The organism is Halomonas sp. 3H (assembly GCF_024206005.1).
Taxonomy (GTDB): Bacteria; Pseudomonadota; Gammaproteobacteria; order Pseudomonadales; family Halomonadaceae; genus Halomonas; species Halomonas campaniensis.
In genome coordinates, this window is the sequence record NZ_CP100360.1 from 3,253,716 (window position 1) to 3,274,224 (window position 20,509).

At 70.9% G+C, this 20,509-nt stretch carries 20 protein-coding genes; 12 read left to right on the top strand and 8 right to left on the bottom strand.

Annotation, left to right across the window (positions count from 1 at the left end):
* Nucleotides 1–22: 22 nt before the first annotated feature.
* The 5 genes from NFC98_RS14965 to NFC98_RS14985 all read right to left on the bottom strand — a co-directional run bounded on the left by NFC98_RS14965 (nt 23) and on the right by NFC98_RS14985 (nt 5,315).
* Complete coding sequence (locus NFC98_RS14965; protein ID WP_254275716.1) at nt 23–2,227, bottom strand: OmpA family protein; 2,205 nt, start codon at nt 2,225–2,227, stop codon at nt 23–25.
* Between the two features lie 389 nt (nt 2,228–2,616).
* Nucleotides 2,617–3,072 (bottom strand): metallophosphoesterase, encoded by a 456-nt coding sequence (locus NFC98_RS14970; RefSeq protein WP_254277855.1) that lies wholly within the window; start codon nt 3,070–3,072, stop codon nt 2,617–2,619.
* Between the two features lie 46 nt (nt 3,073–3,118).
* Complete coding sequence (locus NFC98_RS14975) at nt 3,119–3,694, bottom strand: nucleoside deaminase (protein WP_254275717.1); 576 nt, start codon at nt 3,692–3,694, stop codon at nt 3,119–3,121.
* A gap of 10 nt (nt 3,695–3,704) precedes the next feature.
* Complete coding sequence (nfsA, locus tag NFC98_RS14980) at nt 3,705–4,436, bottom strand: oxygen-insensitive NADPH nitroreductase (RefSeq protein ID WP_254275718.1); 732 nt, start codon at nt 4,434–4,436, stop codon at nt 3,705–3,707.
* 114 nt (nt 4,437–4,550) lie between these two features.
* Nucleotides 4,551–5,315: a trans-aconitate 2-methyltransferase gene (locus NFC98_RS14985; protein WP_254275719.1), complete on the bottom strand. Its 765-nt coding sequence runs from the start codon at nt 5,313–5,315 to the stop codon at nt 4,551–4,553.
* 122 nt (nt 5,316–5,437) lie between these two features.
* Between NFC98_RS14985 and NFC98_RS14990 the strand changes: the two genes are divergently transcribed.
* From NFC98_RS14990 to NFC98_RS15015, 6 genes are all read left to right on the top strand, one after another.
* Nucleotides 5,438–6,208 carry a DUF1499 domain-containing protein gene (locus NFC98_RS14990; RefSeq protein ID WP_254275720.1) on the top strand — a complete coding sequence of 257 codons (771 nt, stop codon included), beginning with the start codon at nt 5,438–5,440 and terminating at the stop codon, nt 6,206–6,208.
* Nucleotides 6,209–6,371: 163 nt separating this feature from the next.
* Entirely contained in the window at nt 6,372–7,175 is an 804-nt protein-coding gene (locus NFC98_RS14995) for an EAL domain-containing protein (RefSeq protein ID WP_254275721.1), read from the top strand.
* Complete coding sequence (locus tag NFC98_RS15000; RefSeq protein ID WP_254275722.1) at nt 7,166–8,050, top strand: sensor domain-containing diguanylate cyclase; 885 nt, start codon at nt 7,166–7,168, stop codon at nt 8,048–8,050. Before NFC98_RS14995 ends, NFC98_RS15000 begins: the two co-directional genes overlap by 10 nt.
* 283 nt (nt 8,051–8,333) lie before the next feature.
* A complete protein-coding gene (locus NFC98_RS15005) occupies nt 8,334–8,540 on the top strand; it encodes a cold-shock protein (RefSeq protein ID WP_183333694.1) in 207 nt (68 codons plus the stop codon).
* 179 nt (nt 8,541–8,719) lie between these two features.
* Nucleotides 8,720–8,935 carry a DUF3820 family protein gene (locus NFC98_RS15010; RefSeq protein ID WP_254275723.1) on the top strand — a complete coding sequence of 72 codons (216 nt, stop codon included), beginning with the start codon at nt 8,720–8,722 and terminating at the stop codon, nt 8,933–8,935.
* Between the two features lie 14 nt (nt 8,936–8,949).
* Nucleotides 8,950–9,165: a DUF1289 domain-containing protein gene (locus tag NFC98_RS15015; protein ID WP_254275724.1), complete on the top strand. Its 216-nt coding sequence runs from the start codon at nt 8,950–8,952 to the stop codon at nt 9,163–9,165.
* On the opposite strand, the gene NFC98_RS15020 is transcribed toward NFC98_RS15015, so the two are convergent.
* Complete coding sequence (locus NFC98_RS15020) at nt 9,156–10,487, bottom strand: acyltransferase (protein WP_254275725.1); 1,332 nt, start codon at nt 10,485–10,487, stop codon at nt 9,156–9,158. The genes NFC98_RS15015 and NFC98_RS15020 overlap by 10 nt on opposite strands.
* Nucleotides 10,488–10,684: 197 nt before the next feature.
* On the opposite strand from NFC98_RS15020, the gene NFC98_RS15025 reads away from it, so the two are divergent.
* From NFC98_RS15025 to NFC98_RS15050, 6 genes are all read left to right on the top strand, one after another.
* Nucleotides 10,685–12,136: a radical SAM protein gene (locus NFC98_RS15025; RefSeq protein WP_254275726.1), complete on the top strand. Its 1,452-nt coding sequence runs from the start codon at nt 10,685–10,687 to the stop codon at nt 12,134–12,136.
* Nucleotides 12,133–13,506 (top strand): radical SAM protein, encoded by a 1,374-nt coding sequence (locus NFC98_RS15030; RefSeq protein WP_254275727.1) that lies wholly within the window; start codon nt 12,133–12,135, stop codon nt 13,504–13,506. The genes NFC98_RS15025 and NFC98_RS15030 overlap by 4 nt, the downstream gene beginning before the upstream one ends.
* On the top strand, nt 13,503–14,606 hold the full coding sequence (locus tag NFC98_RS15035) for a hypothetical protein (protein WP_254275728.1): 1,104 nt from the start codon (nt 13,503–13,505) through the stop codon (nt 14,604–14,606). The genes NFC98_RS15030 and NFC98_RS15035 overlap by 4 nt, the downstream gene beginning before the upstream one ends.
* A complete protein-coding gene (locus tag NFC98_RS15040; RefSeq protein WP_254275729.1) occupies nt 14,603–15,343 on the top strand; it encodes a hypothetical protein in 741 nt (246 codons plus the stop codon). Before NFC98_RS15035 ends, NFC98_RS15040 begins: the two co-directional genes overlap by 4 nt.
* Nucleotides 15,340–16,959 carry a GH3 auxin-responsive promoter family protein gene (locus tag NFC98_RS15045; protein ID WP_254275730.1) on the top strand — a complete coding sequence of 540 codons (1,620 nt, stop codon included), beginning with the start codon at nt 15,340–15,342 and terminating at the stop codon, nt 16,957–16,959. Before NFC98_RS15040 ends, NFC98_RS15045 begins: the two co-directional genes overlap by 4 nt.
* Before the next feature lie 69 nt (nt 16,960–17,028).
* Nucleotides 17,029–18,183 carry an MFS transporter gene (locus NFC98_RS15050; RefSeq protein WP_254275731.1) on the top strand — a complete coding sequence of 385 codons (1,155 nt, stop codon included), beginning with the start codon at nt 17,029–17,031 and terminating at the stop codon, nt 18,181–18,183.
* 3 nt (nt 18,184–18,186) lie between these two features.
* On the opposite strand, the gene NFC98_RS15055 is transcribed toward NFC98_RS15050, so the two are convergent.
* Together NFC98_RS15055 and NFC98_RS15060 are read right to left on the bottom strand one after the other, a co-directional pair.
* Nucleotides 18,187–19,419, bottom strand: coding sequence for a DUF3422 domain-containing protein (locus NFC98_RS15055; protein WP_254275732.1), 1,233 nt, complete (start codon nt 19,417–19,419; stop codon nt 18,187–18,189).
* Nucleotides 19,420–19,519: 100 nt separating this feature from the next.
* Entirely contained in the window at nt 19,520–20,488 is a 969-nt protein-coding gene (locus NFC98_RS15060) for a magnesium transporter CorA family protein (protein WP_254275733.1), read from the bottom strand.
* Nucleotides 20,489–20,509: the final 21 nt, after the last annotated feature.

Below are 20,509 nucleotides of genomic sequence, written 5' to 3' on the forward strand. Positions count from 1 at the left end.
ATGCCGCGCGGGGTTCGGCTGGTCAGAGGCTGACCTGCCCGGCATCGATCAACGGGGTGATTCGCCTGACGCTGGCCCGTCGATTTTCCTGGCTGGGCCCCTGGGTATCCACTTTCAGATAGCGCTCACCATAGCCCTGAACGATCAGGTTTTCCGGGGGAATGGCGAAGTATTCGGTCAGTGCCAGGGCGACGGCTTCTGCGCGCCGGTCGGACAGCCCGAGGTTCATCACGTCCGAACCCACGGCATCGGTATGGCCTTCGACCAGGAAAATCTCGTTCGGGTGCTGCTCGATGATCTCGGCCATGGTGTTACCGATCAGGCCCAGGGCGTCGGCCTCGGAGGGCTGGATGGCCGACGAGCCGGTGGCGAACTGGATAACGTCGAGGTCGATACGCGGCATCATGTCTCTCACGCGAGAGCTTTCGCGTACCTGGCGAAGGGTGAAGACGCGATCGAACTCCTGGACCGGGGGGGCCAGCAGCGCCTCGCGCAGGATGTCCTGGTCGGCCCGGCGGTAATCGACCACGTAGCGATCTTCCGGCAGGTCGTAGCGCAGGGGCGGGAGGGAGTCTTCAATGTCGATCGATGACATCCAGCTATCGGCCTTGCGTGTCTCGTCGATGAGCACGATGGCGGTGTCATCGGGAAGATAGCGAGTGCGCTGGAGGACGAAGCCACCGGAGTCACGAATGGTCACGATCCGGCTGCCATCCTCGCGGATAACGGTGGAGCGGGTGATGCCATCGGCGAAGGACTCGGTCGTCTCGGTGACCCCGGGGCGACGCAGCAGCAGATTCTCGTCCTTGCGTACGTGCAGTTCGCCGTCGCGCTCGACGATCATGCGGTCACCTTGATCATCGACGACCCGGCCACCGAGCTGGGGAATCAAGGCGCCGACGACGGCACCCGCCGCCGCGGCTCCCAGGTATTTCCAGACCTGGTTGTCGTCGTCATCATCGTCTGATGCCGGCACGGCCTTGGCTTCCTCGTCGCTGGTACGCGTGGTCTCCGAGGTGACGACCGTCTCGGATATCGTGCTGGCTTCCTGGGTTTCAAGGGCGGCGACAGCGGCCAGGGCGTCCGTCTCGGCCTTGGCCAGGGCCTCGGCATCCGCCTTGTCGCTGGCCTCCTGCTCGGCGAGGGCGTCCGCCTCGGCCTTGTCGATGGCTTCCTGTTCGGCGACGGTACTTGCCGCGGCCCGGTCGATCGCTTCCTGCTCGGCCTGTGCCTCTGCTGCGGCTTGCTCGATGGCCTCCCGCTCGGCCAGGGCATCGGCTTCTGCCTGTTCGATGGCCTCCCGTTCGGCGAGGGCGGCGTCTGCCTCGGCCTGCTCGATGGCTTCCTGCTCGGCGAGGGCGGCGTCGGCTTCTGCCTGCTCGGCGGCTTCCTGCTCGGCCAGGGCAGCGTCGGCTTCTGCCTGCTCGGTGGCTGCCTGCTCGGCGAGGGCGGCGTCGGCTTCCGCCTGCTCGGTGGCTGCCTGCTCGGCGAGGGCGGCGTCGGCTTCCGCCTGCTCGGTGGCTTCCTGCTCGGCCAGGGCGGCGTCGGCTTCTGCCTGCTCGGCGGCTTCCTGCTCGGCCAGGGCGGCGTCGGCTTCTGCCTGCTCGGTGGCTTCCTGCTCGGCCATGGCAGCGTCGGCTTCGGCCTGCTCGGCGGCTTCCTGCTCGGCCAGGGCGGCGTCGGCTTCTGCCTGCTCGGTGGCTTCCTGCTCGGCCAGGGCGGCGTCGGCTTCTGCCTGCTCGGTGGCTGCCTGCTCGGCCAGGGCGGCGTCGGCTTCTGCCTGCTCGGTGGCTTCCTGCTCGGCCAGGGCGGCGTCGGCTTCTGCCTGCTCGGTAGCTTCCTGCTCGGCCAGGGCGGCGTCTGCCTCGGCCTGCTCGGTAGCTTCCTGCTCGGCCAGGGCAGCGTCGGCTTCCGCCTGCTCGACCAGGGCGGCATCTGCCTCGGCCTGCTCGGTGGCTTCCTGCTCGACGACGGCGGCGTCGGCTTCTGCCTGCTCGATGGCTTCCTGAGCGACCAGGGCGGCGTCTGCCTCGGCCTGTTCGGTGGCCGCCTGCTCGGCCAGGAGCTCTTCCTCAGTTTTCTCGACGGGCTCGGCCTGTTGACTGGGTGGAGTGATCTCTGTGTCGGTAGCCGGTGACGGGGCCACCTGGGCGAAGCCCGGGCTCATCAACGACAGCGAGGCCAGAATCACCGCGGGCTTCCTGAAAAGTCGCATGCGATGTTTCATGTCGGTTCTCCTGAATCATTGCTGCCCGGGCATGATGAGGGTCGTCTGGCCTCAACGGTGCCCGCGCGATGTGCTTCACGATATGGGTGGCCGAGCTTGCCCGGCGGTCCAGCCTGCGCCAGCGGTGATCGGGAAGGGTTCTGGCCACGGAGGGGCGCGCCCCGTGTTGAGCACCCCTGATCAAAGGCAGGAAAGGCGCCACGGCATGGAGGGCTCTGCCTTCTTGTCAGGTGTATTCATTGTAGGGACTCGCTTACCGACCATCGGTATGACAGCACACATACGGAGGTCCGATTTTTACGCGCTGCTTTCCCGGGAGCCCGGCTGGCATCCCGGGCAAGGTGGGACACCAGCCATCCGTGGAGGCCGCGTCGTCGACATCGCTCAATTCAGAGCGGCAGGTGAAGGATGGCACCGCGCAGGCCGCGGTCGTCGGCCCACAGCCTGCCCAGGGTGATGGGCAGCCGAAAGCGGCGCTTGCCCGCCGCACCGGTGTTGAACAGCAGTCGGCCCTCCCGCCATTCGTTGCGCGGCTTGTGGGAGTGGCCGTGGAGCACGGCGTCGCAGGGGGTAGCCGGGTCGACGTCGGCCAGGATGTGCACCAGGTGCAGGCGCCAGCCGTTGACGGTGAGATCGAGGGTCATCGGCAGCGCCTCGGCCCAGGGCGCGGTATCGATATTGCCGCGCACCGCCGCCAGCGGGGCCAGCTCGCCCAGCCGCTCGAGGATGGCGGCGTCCTCGTCGCGGTGGCCCACGTCGCCCAGGTGCAGGATCAGCCCGCAGCCGGCCAGCATCGTCAGCGCCTCGGGCCGCAGCAGCCCGTGGGTGTCGCTGATCACGCCGATGGGCCGCTCGGCGGTGACCTCCGCAGCGGCGCCGCCCGGCGTGAGGTCACGGCCGGTGGGTCGCACTCAGCCCCTTCCAGTCTTCCAGGTCCAGCTCGGGGTTGCCGGCGCGGAAGCGGGCGTAGAGCTCGATACCCTGCGAGTCCTCGAGGATCTCCACCCGTACGCCCTTCGCGCGCAACAGGGCCTCGGTGCCCGAGGCGTTGGTGACGTCACCCACCACCACCCGCGAGACGCCGCGCATGTGCAGCAGGGTGGCGCAGACCTCGCAGGGGCTCAGCGAGGTGAAGAGCGTCGTCCGGCCGAAATCGAGGCGGCCGGCATCGCGCATGGCGGAAGTCTCGCCGTGGTTGTAGGGGTGGTTCTCCTGCACCAGGGTGTTGTGTCCCTTGCCGACGATGCGACGCGTGGCGTTGTCGATGATCACCGCGCCGATGGGGCAGCCGCCCTCGTCGTGGCTCTTCCGGGCCAGCAGCACCGCGATGCGCATCAGGTCCGCATCGGAGAGGCGCCGGGCGAAATCGTCATCCATCAGCACCGGCAGGCTGGCCGTGGGCATGTGGGCGATGGCGGCCAGCCCCGCCTCGGTCACCGGCGCGCCGGCGTTCAACAGCGTCTCCATGGCGGCTCCCTCACTTCATCTCGAAACCGCGCCTGACCAGGAAGTCGCGCATGTGGGGGCGCAGCTTGGTGTCGAACAGCGGGGTGAGGTTCTGCGACCAGGTGGTGTCCTTAGGGCCGCCTTTCCGCGCCTGGTAGTAGGCATGCATGGCGTCATCGTAGGCCGCCACCGCCTCGCTGTCGTCGGTGTAGGTGTCCTCCTTGAGAATCGCCTCCACCGGCAGGCGAGGCTTGACGTCGGGGTCATGGGCCGGATAGCCCAGGCACATGCCGAACACCGGATAGACGTGGTCGGGGAGCCCCAGCAGGTCGCTGATCTCCTGGGGGTTGTTGCGGATGCCGCCGATGTAGCAGATGCCGAGCCCCTCGGACTCCGCGGCCACGGCCACGTTCTGAGCCATCAGCGCGGTGTCCACGGTGGCCACCAGCAGTTGCTCGGTCATGCCGCGCACCACCCGGGCGCCGGTGCGCTCGGCCGCCTCGGTGGGGCGCTTCATGTCGGCGCAGAACAGCAGGAAGGCGCCGCAGCTGGCCACGTAGGCCTGGCCGCCGGCCAGCTCGGCGATCGCCTCGCGGTTCCCGGGATTCTTCACGTGGATGACCGTGTAGGCCTGGACGTGGCTGGAGGTGGCCGCGGCCTGGCCGGCACCGATCAGCGCCTCCAGCAGCTCACGGGAGACCGGCTGGTCGGTGAACTTGCGGATGGAGCGGTGGGACTTCAGCAGCTCGATGGTGGGGTTCATGGGACCTCGTTCGCGGGTGGGCCAAGAGTGTCGCCCAGCATAACGCAGCCGGGCAGGCGCGGCACGACGGGGAGCGGGGCACGCCTGCCGGGCCTCCCGCCGCGGGCGGGCGGCTCAGCTCTCGGGCGCCTGTCCGCCCGGCGCCACGCCGATGAACACCCGCATGGGGTACTCTCCCTCGGCGATCATGAAGGGCTCGTAGATACCCTCCAGGTCCTGCTGGTGCAGGTCGAGCCGCTGGTCGCGGAAGGCCTGCTCCCAGGTCGCCTGGGTGAAGAGCCCCAGCCGGTGGTGGTCCACCTGGACGTCGAGCTCGCCGCCCTGGCGGATCAGGTAGACCAGGGTGGCCTCGTACTGCTCGTCCCCCGGGGGCAGCACGTAGTTGTTCTCCAGCACCGTGATGTGGATGCCGTCGCGCTCGCCGACATAGGCGAAGTTGTTGTCGTGGAAGAGCTCGCGGGGCTTGGCGACCACCAGCAGCGCGCCCCCGGGGTGGAGGTGGTGACGGGCGGTCTCGAAGGCCAGCGTGAGCTCCTCGCGGCTGGCCATGTAGTCGATGCTGTCGGGGATCACCACGGCGTCGAACCGCCGCCCCAGCCGCACGCTGCGCATGTCGCCCTGGTGGTACGCCACCTCGGGGTTGGTGCGCCGCGCCAGGGTGAGCATGGCGGCGTTGAGGTCTACCCCGGTCATGCGGAAGTGGCGCTTGAGGGCGCGGTCGTGGGCGCCGGCCCCGCAGCCCAGGTGCAGGACCTCCCGGACCGGGCGGCCGGCGTGCTCCTTCAGCAGGCGATGGTAGCTGGCCACCTCCTCCTCGACCCCGGCCGGGTCCTCGAGCCACGCCTCGGTCCAGGCCAGTTCGTCATAGGCTTTCCACATGGCATCTCGCTCCCTGGTGTCGACTCATGCACGGATGCTTCCAAGCTAGCGTGGAAAGCGCCCCGCCGCAGCCCCGGGCCCGAGCCGTTATGCTGTGGCGGAGACCCGAACAAGGAGCCGAGATGTCGACGTTTCGCCTGAGGAGCCGCCCGCGCGGAGGCCGCTGGCCGGTGGTGCCGGCCTGGCTCGGCGTGTTGCTGCTGGTGGCCGCGGCCGCGCTGATGGGAGGCGCGGGGCCGAGCCACCGGATGGGACTGGTGCCGCTGGGCACCGCCTTCGACCTGCTGCGCCTGGGCGCCTACCTGGCCGTGGCCGCCGCCGCCCTGGGCCTGCTGGCGCTGGTCATCGCCACGCTCTGCCGGCGGCTGCGCCCGGCGCTCGCCGGCCTGCTGGTGATCCTGGCGGTGGCGGGCATGATGGCCGTGCCCTGGCAGATGATGCAGCGCGCCCAGCGCGTGCCGCCGATCCATGACATCACCACCGATACCCGCAACCCGCCCGAGTTCGTGACCCTGGCCCCGGCCCGCGAGGCGGCGCCCAATGCGGTGGGCTACACGCCCTCCTTCGCCAGCCAGCAGCGCCGGGCCTACCCCTCGCTCCAGCCGCTGGTGGTGGATCGCCCGGCCGAGGAGGTCATGGCCGCCGCCGAGGCCGCCGCGCGGGAGCTGGGCTGGGAGATCGCCGCGGTCACCGACACCACCCTGGAGGCCACCGCCACCACCCGCTGGTTCGGCTTCAAGGACGACGTGGTCATCCGCCTGACCGAGACGGAGGCCGGCGTGACGCTGGACGTGCGCTCCGCATCGCGCATCGGCCGCAGCGACCTGGGAACCAACGCGGCGCGCATCCAGGCCTTCCTGGAGGCGCTCGATGCGCACCTCGCGAGACGCTAGGTCGATGGCGGCCTCGTCGAACATGATGATGGAAATACTTGTACAAGATCGATACACGACTAGTATGATGTAAACCATTGTGACAAGCCGCCCTTCCCCCGAGCCGCCCAGGCGGGAGCCGCAAGGGCCGAACCCGCCGACCGACGCCGATCCGGAGGTGCCCATGGGGCGTTGTGCTCACGTCAACGGCCGCTGCAACCGCTGCGAGGGGGAGCTTCCCTTCCGCTTCACCATGGCCTTCCAGCCCATCGTCGACCTGCGGGAGCGGCGGGTACACGCCTACGAGGCCCTGGTGCGAGGGCCCGGCGGGGAGCCGGCGAGCCAGGTCCTTGGCCAGGTCACCGAGGACCTGCTCTACCGCTTCGACCAGGCCTGCCGGGTCAAGGCCATCGAACAGGCCAGCGCCCTGGGCATGCAGGAGGCCCTGTCGATCAACTTCCTGCCCAACGCCGTCTACGAGCCCGAGGCATGCATCCAGGCCACCCTGGAGGTGTCGCGGCGGGTGGGCTGGCCGCTGGACCGGCTGATCTTCGAGGTCGTCGAGTCGGAGCGGATCCAGGACCGCCAGCACCTGCACGACATCATCACCGCCTACCGCCGCATGGGGTTCCGCGTCGCGCTGGACGACTTCGGCACCGGCTACGCCAACCTGGACCTGCTCACCGAACTCACCCCGGACAAGCTCAAGCTGGATCGCCAGCTGGTGATGGACTGCGACCGTGACCCGCGCCGCCAGGCCCTGCTGCGCGCGCTGGTGGGCATGGCCCGACCGCTGGGGATCACCCTGATCGCCGAGGGGGTCGAGACACCCGACGAGGCCCGCTGGCTGTTCAGGGCCGGCATTCCCCTGCAGCAGGGCTACGTCTTTGCCCGGCCGGCACTGGACGCCCTGGCGCATCACCTCGACGAGCGGCTTTCCGCCGTGCTCGATGCCCCCGTGATGGCCGGAGTTGCCGCATGTCGCTGACCCTCGACCAGCTCGACAACACCGCCAGGGTGATCCAGGCCGCTCCCATCGGCATCTGCGTCACCGATGCCGAGGGCCGCTTCGAGATGGTCAACCCGGCCTACTGCGCACTCTACGGCTACCGTGCCGAGGAGCTGCTGGGCCAGCCCTTCACGCTGGTGGTTCCCGAGGCCAACCGGCCCCTGCTGGCCAACCTGCACGACCGCTTCATCGCCGGTGACAGCGACCAGGAGGCCACCCAGGAGTGGGAGGTTAAGGGCCGTGATGGGCGGCCCCGCAACATCCTGGCCAAGGCCGCGCGAATCATGGGCGAGGACGGCAAGCCGAAGAAGGTCACCTTCGTGGTGGATATCACCGAGCGCAAGGCGATGGAGCGGCGGCTGGAATTCCTGGCCCGCCACGACGAGCTCACCGGCCTGCTCAACCGCCGTGCCGGTCTGAGCCTGCTGGACGAGGAGATCCTGCGCAGCCGCCGCTACGGCACCCCGCTGTGCGTGTCGACCTGCGACCTGGATCACTTCAAGCGGGTCAACGATGCCCATGGCCATGCGGTGGGCGACACGGTGCTGCGCGAGGCCGCCGACCTGATGAAGGAGGCGCTGCGCCAGCATGACCACGTCATCCGCCTCGGCGGCGAGGAATTCCTGGTCCTGCTGCCCGGCGTGGACGGGAAGGAGGCGCAGCGTGCCCTGGGCCGCCTGCGCCAACGCCTCGAGACCACGCCGCTCGCCGATGTCGGGCTGCGCCTGACCCTCTCGGCCGGCGTGGCGGAACTGCAGGGTGACGAGGCGGCCGACGCGCTGATGGAGCGAGCCGACCGGGCGCTCTACGCGGCCAAGCACGAGGGTCGCAATCGGGTGAAGCTGGCGCGATAACAGCGTGGCTTCATGGCAACCGCATGAATCCATGGGCTTTGGCCTTTCGACCGAATATCGAGCGCTGCCCGACGAGCGCGACGAGGGAAAAAGAATTCCCGAAAGGCTTTGACCCGACGCCGGATAGGTGACACCGTGGGTGCCAGTTGGTTAGCAAGTGGCACGGTTTCAGAAGCATTCGAATTCTTTCGACAGCCTGACATTACCCTCCTTGTTCTACCCGCTACTCCTCTGGGTAACACCAGGAAAATGGCAAGGCGCTAAGCGCGAAAGGATTATTATCATGACGACCGGCACCGTAAAGTGGTTCAACGATTCCAAGGGTTTTGGCTTCATTTCTCCTGCCGATGGCAGCGATGACGTGTTCGCCCACTTCTCCGAAATTCAGGCCGAAGGCTTCAAGTCCCTGCAGGAAGGTCAGAGCGTCTCCTTCGACGTGACCCAGGGCAAGAAAGGCCTTCAGGCGTCGAACATCAAGGCAATTGCCTGACCCTTACGGTCATGTGATTTCTCGAACCTTCCAGGTTCGACAACGGGGCCCGCTCATGCGGGCCCCGTTGCGTTACAGGCCTGCCCGGTTCACCCCCCCTGGCAGTCAACGACCTCCCGCTCTAGAGTAGGCGCCCGACGCCCGTGGGCGAGTCCCACCACCGCATGGGAGGATGGCGAGTGAACCCCGAGGACCTGCAGACGCTGGTCACGCTGCGCATGCCCTACGGCAAGTACGCGGGCCGGCTGATCGCCGACCTGCCCGGCCCCTATCTGGCCTGGTTCGCGCGGGAGGGCTTTCCCGACGGCCAGCTCGGCCGGCTGCTGCAGCTGATGCACGAGATCGACCACAACGGCCTGAACGACCTGCTCGACCCGCTTCGCCAGGAGCGCTGACACGGAGGAACTCGATGACAACGGACACCCGCCCACCCCGCGCCGGCGAGACCGGAACGCCCCCCGCCTCGCCCTGCATCCAGGTCTGCCGCCTGGAGGAGGATACCTGCCTGGGCTGCCGCCGCACCCTGGACGAGATCGCCCGCTGGAGCCGGATGAGCGAGGCCGAGAAAGGGCGGGTCTGGCAGCGGCTGGAGCGAGAGGGCGAGGCCGCGCCGGCTCAGGGCTGACCGGACGCGAGCCGCGGCTGCGGGTGGGCCCGCAACAGCCAGGAGGCCGCCGCCAGGCCGCCGAGGCCGATGATCGCCCCGGGCATCGCCCCCAGCGCCATGCTGACCAGGACGCCGGCGAACAGCGCGGCCCCGCCGGCGAGGATCGACCGGGTGCCGGTGGCCGAGATCACGTCCTGCCGGCGACGCATCTCGAAGGCCACCACCCCCGCCATCACCGGGGTGACCATCAGCGCGCAGAGCAGCAGCCACACCAGCCGTCCCCACCAGAAGCCCGCCTCGCCGGGCAGCCCCGCATCGATGGGCGCCCCCAGCTTCTCGCCCAGCCAGGCCGCCGGCAGCTCGGCGAACTTGTGCCACAGGTAGAGCGGCATGCCCAGCGCGCCGAGGAGCGTCACCAGGCGGCTGACCGGGCGCCTGGCCAGCAGCCGCCGGGCCGGTGACTCGAAGGCCAGCACCGTGCCGACCTGCAGCCACATCACCCCCACCAGCGCCAGGGTCGGCGGCAGCAGGTTGCTGCGCCCGCCCACCTCGCCGTCCACCATGGCGAGCGGATAGCCCGAGCTGACCGTGGCCCCCAGCCACACCAGGCCCAGCGCGATCAGCACGAGCCCGGTGCCGGTACCGGAGAAACGCCCCTGGCGCCAGGCGATCCCCAGCTGCTGGGGGAGCAGCCAGATCACCAGCAGGTTGAGCCAGCCGAGCACGGTGGCATGATCGGTGGCCAGCTCGCCGAGCCGCAGCAGGTCTTCCGGCGAGCCGGGCCGCGCCCGCAGCAGATCCACCAGGGCGGCGATGGCCACCAGCCCCGCCACGGCCCCCAACCCCAAGCGGCGATCGGCACGCACGCTGAGCGGCAGCAGCGCCTGCACGCCCAGCAGCATCAGCAGGAACCACAGGTGGATGGTCAGCGAGTGGTTGAGTGGCTCGAGGAAGCGGCCGCCGGTCACGCGCGAGAGCAGCACCACCCCGCCCAGTACCGCCAGGTAGGTGACCGTGGGCCGCGCCAGGGCCAGCGCCCGGCTGGCCCACCAGTGCAGCTGGCGATGGCCGTCCGACAGGCGGCGGCGCACGCCGTCGGCGCTCACCGCCGCCGAGACGAACACGAACAGCGGCACCACCTGGACGACCCAGGTCAGCACACCGGCCCCCTCCCACACCACCAGCAGGTGGTCGGTCGCCACCATCAGCCCCTCGTCGAGGCGCGGCAGGGTCGCGAGCCAGTGGCCGAACACCACCACCAGCAGCGCCATGGCGCGCAGCGCATCGGGGTAGCGATCCCGGGGCGCCGGCGCCGGGTGCCTCTCGTTCGCTTGCTGCATGCCTCCTCCTGATGATTGCGCGGGTCCAGCTCGGCCGGGGCGCCTCGCGGGCCGCTTGCAATGTCCGACGTCTCGACTAGGCTAGTTTAAGAACAGTGTTTCCGAACAGCGTTCTTTTTCGTGCCCAGCCAGCCTGACTATGCTGACAGGGAGCCCCGGCCCGCACCAGGCCCCATTGCCCCTCGGGAGGCAGACGGATGTCCCATGAACGCCCCGACAGCGCCCCGCCCCGGGGCGACGTCACCGCCGAGCCGACCCGGCGACTGCGCATCGCCCTGATCTCGCCCAAGGGGCCGCTCTACCGCCACCGCGGCGGCATCTTCGGGCAGTCGCTGCGTTACATGCCGCTCACCCTGCCGACCCTGGCTGCGCTGGTGCCCGACGAGCTCGACATCGAGCTGACCTGCCTCGACGAGGGGATCCAGGACGTGGACACCGACCTGGACGTGGACCTGGTCGGCATGACGGTGATCACCGGCACCGCGCCCCGGGCCTACGCCCTGGCGGCGACGTTTCGCGCCCGCGGCGTGGCGGTGGTGCTGGGTGGCCCCCACGTCACCCTGGCCCCGGAGGACGCCGCGCCCCACGCCGATGCCATCGTGGTGGGCTATGCCGAGCGCAGCTGGCCCCGGCTGCTGCGCGACGTCGCCGCCGGCCGACTGGCGCCGCGCTACGACCAGGCCCCGGACCTGGACCTGTCCGAGTCGCCGCTGCCGGACCGCACGGTGCTGCCGCGCTGGCGCTACCTGACGCCCCATGTCTTCGAGGCCACCCGCGGCTGCATTCACACCTGCGACTTCTGCGTGGTGCCCAGCGCCTGGGGGCGCCGGCCGTTGCAGAAGCCCCCGGAGGCGATCGTCGAGGACCTGAAGCGCATGCGGACCCGCAAGGCGATCTTCGTCGATCTCAACCTGATCGCCGACCGCCTCTACGCCCGCCGACTGTTCACGGCGCTCAAGCCGCTGGGCATCCAGTGGTATGGCCTGGCGACGACCCTGCTCGCCGACGACCTGCCGCTGCTCGACCTGGCCGCCGAGAGCGGCTGCCGCGGCCTGCTGATGGGACTGGAGTCGATCTCGCCGGTGAGCTTGAAGGCATCGCGCAAGGGCTTCAACCGGCCCGAGGATTACGCCACCGTGGTGGAACGGCTGCACGAGCGGCGCATCGCCCTGCAGGGCTGCTTCGTCTTCGGCCTCGACCAGGACGAGCCGGACGTCTTCGAGAAGACCGCCCGCTTCGCCGTGGAGGCGGGTATCGACCTGCCGCGCTTCGCCATCGTCATCCCCTTCCCGGGTACCCCTCTCTACAGGCGGCTGGAGCGAGAGGGGCGCCTGCTGCATCGGAACTGGGAGCAGTACGACGGCCAGCACGTGGTGTTCCGGCCCGCGCGCATGAGCGTGGAGGCGCTCCAGCAGGGCACCGAGGCGGCCTGGAAGCAGGCCTACTCCTGGTCCGGCATCGCCCGGCGGCTGCGCCGCACCGCTGCTCCCTGGCACGTGGCGGCGCTGACCAACCTCGGCTACCGGCGCTATGCCCACAACCTGCACCGCTTCTACACCTGCGACTGGCTGTTCGACGCCCCGTCGCCCTGGCGGCTGCTGCATCGCGAACCGGCCGGGAACCCACCGGCCGGCGAGGAGAAGGCATGAGCCTACGCCCCTTCCGGCTGACCATCATCCACCCCTGCGTGGGCCGCCGGGCGGGGATGAAGCGCTATATCCGCACCTGGCAGATGGAGCCGATCCCGGCGGCCATGGTGGCCGCCCTGGTGCCCGACGACGTGGAGAAGCGCTTCTACGACGATCGCCTGGAGCCGATCCCCTTCGACGCCCCCACCGACCTGGTGGCGATCAGCGTGGAGACCTACACCGCCCGGCGCGCCTACCAGATCGCCAGCGAGTACCGCCGCCGCGGGGTGCCGGTGGTGATGGGCGGCTTCCACGCCACCCTCTGCCCCGAGGAGGTGTCACGCTACTGCGAGTCAGTCGTCATCGGCGAGGCCGAGCGCACCCTGCCCGAGGTGATCGACGACTACCGCCACGGCCGGCCGCGCAAGACCTATCGCGCCGAGGGGCGCCCGGCCCTGACGGTGACCCCGGACCGCTCGATCTTCGCCGGCAAGCGCTACCTGGGCATCCGCCTGGTGGAGTTCGCCCGGGGCTGCCGCTTCAAGTGCGACTTCTGCGCCATCACCGCCTTCTTCGGCGCCTCCCAGTCGCACCGCCCCATCGACCGGGTGCTGGAGGAGCTCACCCGGGTGCGCCGCCGCGGCCAGATGGTGTTCTTCATCGACGACAACCTGGTCTCCAACCTGCCGGCCGCCAAGGAACTGATGCGCGCGCTGATCCCGCTGAAGCTGCGCTGGGTGAGCCAGGCCAGCATCAACGTGGCCTTCGACGAGGAGGCACTTGAGCTGATGCGACGCAGCGGCTGCCAGGGGGTGCTGGTGGGCTTCGAGTCGCTGAACCCGGCGGGGCTCGCCGAGATGAACAAGCGCTTCAACCTGATGCACGGCGGCCCGGTGCAGGCGCTGGCCAACTTCCGCCGCCACGGCATCCGCATCTACGGTACCTTCATCTTCGGCTACGACGCCGACACGGCGGAGACCATCGATACCACCATCCGCTTCGCCCAGGAGGAGGGGCTCTACATTGCCGCCTTCAACCACATCACCCCCTTCCCCGGTACGCCACTGGAACAGCGCCTGCGCGAGGCCGGACGGCTGCGCTTCGACACCTGGTGGCTGGACGCGGGCTACCGCTACAACATGGTGCCCTTCCACCCGGCGAGCATGAGCGCCGAGGCGCTCGAGGCCCACTGCGTGCGGGCGCGGCGGCGCTTCTACGGCTGGCCCAGCATCCTGCGCCGGGCCACCCACCGGGTGAACCGCGCCACGCCCTACATGCTGGCCAACTTCATGGCCATCAACGCCATGCACCAGTGGGACATCGAGGGGCGCAACGGCCTGCCGCTGGGCGACGAGGGCTTCCGGGGCGAGTTGCTGGAGGCGGCCTCATGAGGCCCGGGGAGACCGCGCTGCGGGTGCGCCCGGCGCGGCCCGACGACGACACGGCCATCCGCCGCCTGCTGCGCGAGAGGGCGCTGGATGGCGCGATCCGCCTGAGCCTCACCCGGGAGCCCTCCTTCTTCGCCTCCCTGGACCGGGAGAGCCTGCGCCATGACACCCTGCTGGTGGAGGAGGCCGACACGGGCGCACTGGTCGGCATGGGCACCCGCCAGGTCCAGCCGGCACGGCTCGAGGGTGCGGAGGTCCGGCTGGGCTACCTCAGCCAGGTCCGCCTGTCGCCCGGACGCCGCCTGCCACGCCGGGCCATGGTCGAGGCGTGGCGGCAGTTCGCCGAGTCCCGCCAGGCCCGCGAGGCGCCCTTCGACCTCACCAGCATCACCCGGGACAACCTGGCCGCCCGGCGGCTGCTCGAGCGGGGGCTGCCCGGCCAGCCGCCCTACCGCCCGCTGGCCGACTACACGGTGCGCACCCTGCCGACCACCCGCCGCCCGCCCTCCAGCACCGGCATCGAGATCCGGGAGGCCAGCGAGGCGCAGTGGACGGAGCTCCAGGGCCTGCGTCGCCGGCGCCTGGACGCCGCCGCCCTGGCCCTGCCCGGCCCCACGGCGCCGCTGGCGCTGCGCCTGGTGGCCCTGCGCCGCGGCCGGCTGCTGGCCGGGCTCGGCCTGCTGGATGCCTCGCCCTGGCGCCAGTTCGTGGTCCAGGGCTATCGTGGGCCGCTGCGCTGGAGTCGGCCGCTGGCCAACCTCGCCGCCCCCTGGATCGGCACGCCGCGCCTGCCCCGGGCCGGCCAGGCCCTGGCCAGCGCCAGCGTGGTGTCGCTCGCCCACCAGCCCGACGAGGAGCCGGCCGCGGTGGCCCTGCTGCGCCATGCGGCCTTCCACGCGTCCCGCCTGGGGCTCGACCTGCTGCTGGTGGGCGGCCTGGCCCGGGACGGCCTGGCCCCCTGGCTCGACCGGGCCCTGCCGGGGCGACGCTACGGCACCCGCCTCTATGCGGTGGCCTGGACCCCGGCAGCCGACGCCTGGGCCGAGGCGCTACGCGAGGCGGCCCGGCACGACGGCCTGCAGGTGGAGCTGAGCGCCCTATGAGCCCACCCCGCAGCGGACCGCTGATCGCCCGCGAGGCCCTCACCGCGGCGCAGCGGCAGGCCATGCTGGCCCTGCTGGACCGCCATTTCGCCAACGTCTCGGCGGCGCAGTTCGACGCCGACCTCGCCGAGAAGCAGTGGGTGATTCTGCTCCACGACGCCGCCGGCGAGCTGACCGGCTTCACCAGCCTGCGCCTGGAGACCCTCGAGGGCCCGGGCGGTCCCTGCCACCTGCTCTCCAGCGGCGACACCATCATCGACCCGCGGGCCTGGGGCAGCACCGCGCTGATGCGCGCCTGGCTCGAGGGGGTGCTGGCCCTGCGCGAGCGGGCCGGCCGCGACCGCCCCCTCTACTGGCTGCTGCTGGTCTCGGGCTATCGCACCTACCGCTTCCTGCCACTGTTCTGGCGCGACTTCCACCCGCGCTACGAGGCCGAGGCCCCGCCGGCGGCCCGCCGGCGCCTGGCCGCCCTGGCCCGGCACCGCTACGGCGCGGCCTTCGACCCCGCCACCGGCATCGTGCGCTTCGCCCGCCCCCAGCGGCTGCGCGACCATCTGGCGGGGATTCCCGCCGCGCGCCTGGCGGACCCCCACGTGGCCTTCTTCGCCGGACGCAACCCCGGCCACGCCGAGGGCGACGAGCTGGCCTGCCTGACCGAGCTCGACGAGCACAACCTCACCCGTGCCGGCCGGCGCATCCTCAGGGCGCTGTCGTCCCGGCCGGGGGCCGCGCCGTGAACCGCTGCCGGCTGGCCCACGGGCTCTGGCAGCTGGCCAACCGCGGCCATGGCCGGCGCTTCGCCCGGGCCCTGGCCCGGCCGGAACAGACCCAGCAGGCGCTGCTGCAGACGCTGCTGCTGCGCAACGCCGAGACGCGCTTCGGCATCGCCCACGGCTTCGCCGGCATCCGCAGCGTTCGGGAGTTCCAGGCGCGGGTGCCGATCCAGCCCCCCGAGGCCCTCGCCCCCTGGGTCGAGGCGATACGCGCCGGCGAACCGGCCGTGCTGACCCGGGAACCGGTGCGGCGGCTGGTGCCCACCAGCGGCTCCACCGGCCCGGCCCGGCTGATCCCCTGGACGAGCCGCCTGCAGCGGGAGTTCGGCCGGGCGGTCGGCGCCTGGACCCACGACCTCTTCGCCCGCGACCCGGCGCTGATGGCGGGGCCCGCCTACTGGTCGATCTCGCCGGCGGGACCGGTGCCCGAAGAGGCCGGCGGCGCCGTGCCCATCGGCCTGGCGGCGGACAGCGCCTATCTGGGGCGCTGGCTGGCACCGCTGGTGGACGCCACCCTGGCGGTGCCGGGAGCGGTGCGCGACCTGCAGGAGATCGAGGCGTTCCGCTACGTCACCCTGCTCTGCCTGCTGCGCGCCCCCGCGCTGCGCCTGATCTCGGTCTGGCACCCCTCCTTCCTGACCCTGCTGCTCGATGCCCTGCCCCGTCACCGCGAGCGCCTGCTCGCCGACATCGCGCGGGGGGGGCTGACGCTGCCGGAGGAAGCGGCACCGTCGGCGCGGATCGCGGCCCTGGGTCGCCGGCTCGCCCCGCTGCCGGCCCGGGCCCGGGCGCTGGCGAGGGCCGACTTCACGGCCCCGACCTCGCTGTGGACGGGGCTGCGCCTGGTCAGCGCCTGGGCCGACGCCCGCGCCGCCGAGCCCGCCGCCGAGCTGGCCGAGCGCCTGCCGGGCGTGGCGTTCCAGGCCAAGGGGCTGCTGGCCACCGAGGCGGTGATCAGCCTGCCCTTCGCCGGCCGGCACCCGTTGGCGGTGACCTCCCACTTCGTCGAGTTCCTCGACGACACCGGCCGGGCCCGCCAGGCCCACGAGGTCACCCCCGGGGAGCGCTACCGGCCACTGGTGACCACCGGCGGCGGGCTCTACCGCTACGACCTGGGGGATCGGGTCGAGGTGACCGGGCGGCTGGGCGCGACGCCCACCCTGCGCTTCCTGGGCCGGGATGACCGGGTCTCGGACCAGTGCGGCGAGAAGCTCAGCGACACCTTCGTGCAGAGCGTGCTGGACCGCCTGCTGGCAGCGGCCCGCGGGGTACGCTTCGCCATGCTGGCGCCCGACCCGCGGCCCGACGGCCAGCCCGGCTACACGCTGTTCCTGGAGGCCGAGACGCCACCGACGGACGGCGCGGCCCGGCTGGAGCAGGGGCTCGCCGACAACCCCCACTATGCCCATGCCCGCTGGCTCGGCCAGTTGGCCCCCGTCGCCCTCCAGCCCGTCCGGGGCGCCCAGCGGGCCTACCTGCACGCCCCGCAGCATCGCGGCCGGCTGGGCGAGATCAAGCCGGCGGCGCTGGATGCTCGCCCGGGATGGCGCGCGGTGCTGACCGGGACGCGGGAGGCGTAGGCGGGGAGGAGTCGCCGGGCGAGCAAAGATGGCACAATCGCGCCCTCTGCTGCCTGCCAAGGAGAGGACATGCCGGCCACGACGCCCCACGCCCACCGGGTCACCCATCGCTACTTCCTGGTCATGCTGGCCGTGGGCATGAGCGGTGGCCTGCTGGGGCCGGCGCTGCCCCACCTGGCGGCGATGACCGGCTCGACCATGGGCCAGATCTCGGTGCTGTTCACCGCCCGGGCGCTGGGCAACATGCTCGGCTCGCTGCTCTCGGGACGGCTGGTGGATCGCTTCCCGGGCCACCGGGTGCTGGCGGCGATGCTGGTGCTGATGGCGGCGGGGCTGGCAGCGGTGCCGTTCAGCCAGGGACTCGCGGTGCTGACGGCAGTGGTCTTCCTGCTGGGCCTGGCCGAGGTCTCGGCCAATGCCGGCGCCAACACCCTGCTGCTGTGGGCCCATGGCAGGCAGGCGCCGCCCTGGATCAGCGCCCTGCACTTCTGCTTCGGGCTGGGCAACACCCTGGTGCCGCTGGTGCTGGTGGCGGTGCTGGCGCTGACCGGCCACTTCGCCTGGGCCTTCTGGACGGTGGCGCTCTACGCGCTGCTACTGCTCTGGCCGCTGGCCGGCCTGGCGAGCCCGACGGCCCCGGCGGCCCGGGAGGAGGAGGCGCCCATGCCGCCCGCCGATGCCTGGCGGCTGGCGCTGTTCCTGTTCATGTTCGGCCTCTACGTGGGCATGGAGATCACCTTCGCCGGCTGGGTCACCGCCTACGCCACCCTGGGGGGCATGCCCAGCGAGGAGGCGGCCCTGCTGGCCACCCTGTTCTGGCTGGCGCTCTCGGCGGGGCGGCTGCTGGCGATCCCGCTGCTGCGCCGCTTCTCGCCCTGGTGGGTGCTGCGTGGCTGCCTGGCCCTGGGGCTGGCCAGCGGCCTGGCGCTGCAGCTGGGGTGGCTGCCGCTGGCTGCGGTCTCGCTGCTCTTCGGGCTGGCCGCCTCGGCGATCTTCCCCACCCTGTTCGGCCTCAGCAACCAGCTGATGACCGTAAACGGGCGCACCACCGGCCGGATCTTCCTGGCCGCCGGCGTCGGCGCCATGGCGGTGCCCTCGCTGGCCGGCCCGCTGCTGGAGCGGGCCGGTACCAGCGCCTTCCCGCTGCTGCTGATGGCGCTGCTGGGCCTGCTGGCCGTGGCACTGTTCGCGCTGCGGGCCAGGGTGAGGCGCACCGGGGCCTGAGGGTCAGTGCTGCTTGACCCGCCAGATCCGCCAGGCCAGCACGCCGAGGATGCCCAGGCCCAGGGGCCCCAGCACCGCGGCGGCGACGGCGGGCACGATCGGCATCCCCAGGGCATCGAGGCTCTGCAGGCCCAGCTTGAACAGGCTGAAGAGGTAGTAGCTGATCACGATGATCGACAGCCCCTCCACCGCCTTCTGGATCTTCAGCTGGCTGCTGGTGCGCTCGTTGAGGCTCTGCAGGATCTCGGAGTTCTGCTCCTCGATCTCCACCTGGGCCCGGGTACGCAGCAGGTCGTTGAGCCGCGCCACGCTCTCGGCCAGGCTCTGCTGGCGCTGGTGGATCGCCGCGCAGAAGTGCACCGTGGGACGGAAGCGACGCAGGATGAAGGTGCCCAGCCGGGGGCTGTCGCCGACCCGGGTCTCGCGCAGCTCGTCGATGCGGGTGTAGACGATGCGCGCATAGGCCTCGGTGGCGCTGAAGCGCTGCCGGGAGCGGGCGCCGGAGCGCTCGAGCCGCGCGGAGAGCGCGGAGATCGAGGCCAGCAGCGGGCGCGAGCTCTCCTGCTGCTGCTCGGCATTGCGGTCAGACAGCTCGCCGAGCTCGCGCTCATGCTCGTGCAGCTCGCCGCCCAGCTCCTTGGCCAGCGGCAGCGCCAGCGAGGCCATCATGCGGTAGGTCTCGATCTCCAGCAGCCGCCGGGTCATGCGCCCCAGGCGGTAGTCGTCGAGCCCCTGGTTGACCAGCAGCAGACGGTTGACGCCCTCCGGGGAGAGGCGGAAGTCGCCCCAGACGGTGGCGTCACCGTCGCCGACCCGGGAGCCGGCAGGGTCACGAAAGCCGTAGTGCCCGGCGTCGCCGGCCCAGCGATCGGCCGACTCCACCAGCAGCAGGGTGGCACTGATCAGCGCCGCCCGGTGGGGCTCGATCAGCGAGGCCAGCGGCTCGGGCGGCGCCGGCCAGAGCTCCCCCTCGCCACGGCGCGGCACCATCAGGGTGAGGGTGAGGAACTCGGTGTGGCGCTCCCACTTGAGGATGAGGCCGTCCAGCTCGAGGATCTCCTGCACCGCCTCGGGGTCGGGCGGTCGTCCGGTCAGCTCGCCCAGCCGGGCCAGGATGGCCTCGCAGGCCCCGTCGCCGTCGAGGAAGGCGTAGTGGTGGAGGTGGGCCGGCTCGGAGAAGTGGATCGAGGGCCGGGCGTGCAGTTCGTTGTGCAGTCGCTCGCGCAGTGGGTGCATGGTCGGGGCTCGAAAGGGGGAAACCCTCGAGACTAGGGGCTCGCGGCCCCCGCGCCAAGCGCCTGCGGCAAGCTGACTCGGCCAGGCTGGCGGCTGACGCCTAGAACCACCCCTTGCGCCGGAACAGCCAGACCAGCGTCAGCCCGATGCCCAGCATGATGCCCAGCACCACGAAGTAGGCATAGCGGTAGCCCAGCTCCGGCATGTGCTCGAAGTTCATCCCGTAGAGGCCGGCGATGAAGGTGAGCGGCACGAAGATGGCGGTGATCACCGTGAGGATGCGCATGGTGATGTTGAGCTGGTGGGAGGAGAGCGAGATGTAGCCGTCGATCAGGTCGCCGCAGATGTCGTAGTACATCTGGGTCAGGGTAAGCAGCCGGTCGAAGCGCTCGTGGACGTCGTTGATGGCGTGCAGGGTGTCCTCGTTGTCCCGCGGCAGGTGAGCATAGTCATAGGCGGTGAGCTCCTGGGTGATGCCGACATGGTAGTTGAAGACCCGACGCATCTTGACCAGCCGCGAGCGGTAGCCGATGACCTGGCGCATCAGGGCATCGCTGCCGTTCTGCATCAGCGCGTCCTCCAGGTCGCTCAGGGCGTTCTCGAACTCCAGCAGGCTGTCCAGGTAGTAGCCGGCGGAGAGGTACATGATCTTCAGGGCCACGTGTTCCGGCGACAGGCGCAGCAGGTCGCTACCCTCGTTGGCGAGCAGGCGGTCGATGCTCTGCGCCTGGCCCGGGTGCAAGGTGATCAGGAAGCGCTCGCCGAGGAACTGCGCCACCTGCTGGGGCGCGTAGTTGAGCTCGGCGTCGAAGGAGGCGATGCCTCGGTAGAGGATCAGGGTGTGGCCCTCGAACTCCTCGATCTTGGGCGGGTGGCGCTCGCGGTGGGCGTCGTCGATGGCCATCGGATGGCAGTCGAAGGCCTCGAGCATCTCCCGCTCCCGGGCCATGGGCTCGCCCTGCAGGTCGATCCACAGGCGGCCGTCCTCGGTCTCGCGCCAGCGGGCGATCAGCTCCTCGCCCCCGATCATGACCCGGCCCTCGGCGTCCACCATCAGCGTGCGTATCATGGTCCCGTCATCCTTGCGTGT

Coding starts and splice junctions, on each gene's coding strand:
- NFC98_RS14965 (WP_254275716.1), bottom strand. CDS start 2,227: ATGAAACATCGCATGCGACTTTTCAGGAAGCCCGCGGTGATTCTGGCC.
- NFC98_RS14975 (WP_254275717.1), bottom strand. CDS start 3,694: ATGGAGACGCTGTTGAACGCCGGCGCGCCGGTGACCGAGGCGGGGCTG.
- nfsA (WP_254275718.1), bottom strand. CDS start 4,436: ATGAACCCCACCATCGAGCTGCTGAAGTCCCACCGCTCCATCCGCAAG.
- NFC98_RS14985 (WP_254275719.1), bottom strand. CDS start 5,315: ATGTGGAAAGCCTATGACGAACTGGCCTGGACCGAGGCGTGGCTCGAG.
- NFC98_RS14990 (WP_254275720.1), top strand. CDS start 5,438: ATGTCGACGTTTCGCCTGAGGAGCCGCCCGCGCGGAGGCCGCTGGCCG.
- NFC98_RS14995 (WP_254275721.1), top strand. CDS start 6,372: ATGGGGCGTTGTGCTCACGTCAACGGCCGCTGCAACCGCTGCGAGGGG.
- NFC98_RS15000 (WP_254275722.1), top strand. CDS start 7,166: ATGTCGCTGACCCTCGACCAGCTCGACAACACCGCCAGGGTGATCCAG.
- NFC98_RS15005 (WP_183333694.1), top strand. CDS start 8,334: ATGACGACCGGCACCGTAAAGTGGTTCAACGATTCCAAGGGTTTTGGC.
- NFC98_RS15015 (WP_254275724.1), top strand. CDS start 8,950: ATGACAACGGACACCCGCCCACCCCGCGCCGGCGAGACCGGAACGCCC.
- NFC98_RS15020 (WP_254275725.1), bottom strand. CDS start 10,487: ATGCAGCAAGCGAACGAGAGGCACCCGGCGCCGGCGCCCCGGGATCGC.
- NFC98_RS15025 (WP_254275726.1), top strand. CDS start 10,685: ATGTCCCATGAACGCCCCGACAGCGCCCCGCCCCGGGGCGACGTCACC.
- NFC98_RS15030 (WP_254275727.1), top strand. CDS start 12,133: ATGAGCCTACGCCCCTTCCGGCTGACCATCATCCACCCCTGCGTGGGC.
- NFC98_RS15035 (WP_254275728.1), top strand. CDS start 13,503: ATGAGGCCCGGGGAGACCGCGCTGCGGGTGCGCCCGGCGCGGCCCGAC.
- NFC98_RS15040 (WP_254275729.1), top strand. CDS start 14,603: ATGAGCCCACCCCGCAGCGGACCGCTGATCGCCCGCGAGGCCCTCACC.
- NFC98_RS15050 (WP_254275731.1), top strand. CDS start 17,029: ATGCCGGCCACGACGCCCCACGCCCACCGGGTCACCCATCGCTACTTC.
- NFC98_RS15055 (WP_254275732.1), bottom strand. CDS start 19,419: ATGCACCCACTGCGCGAGCGACTGCACAACGAACTGCACGCCCGGCCC.
- NFC98_RS15060 (WP_254275733.1), bottom strand. CDS start 20,488: ATGATACGCACGCTGATGGTGGACGCCGAGGGCCGGGTCATGATCGGG.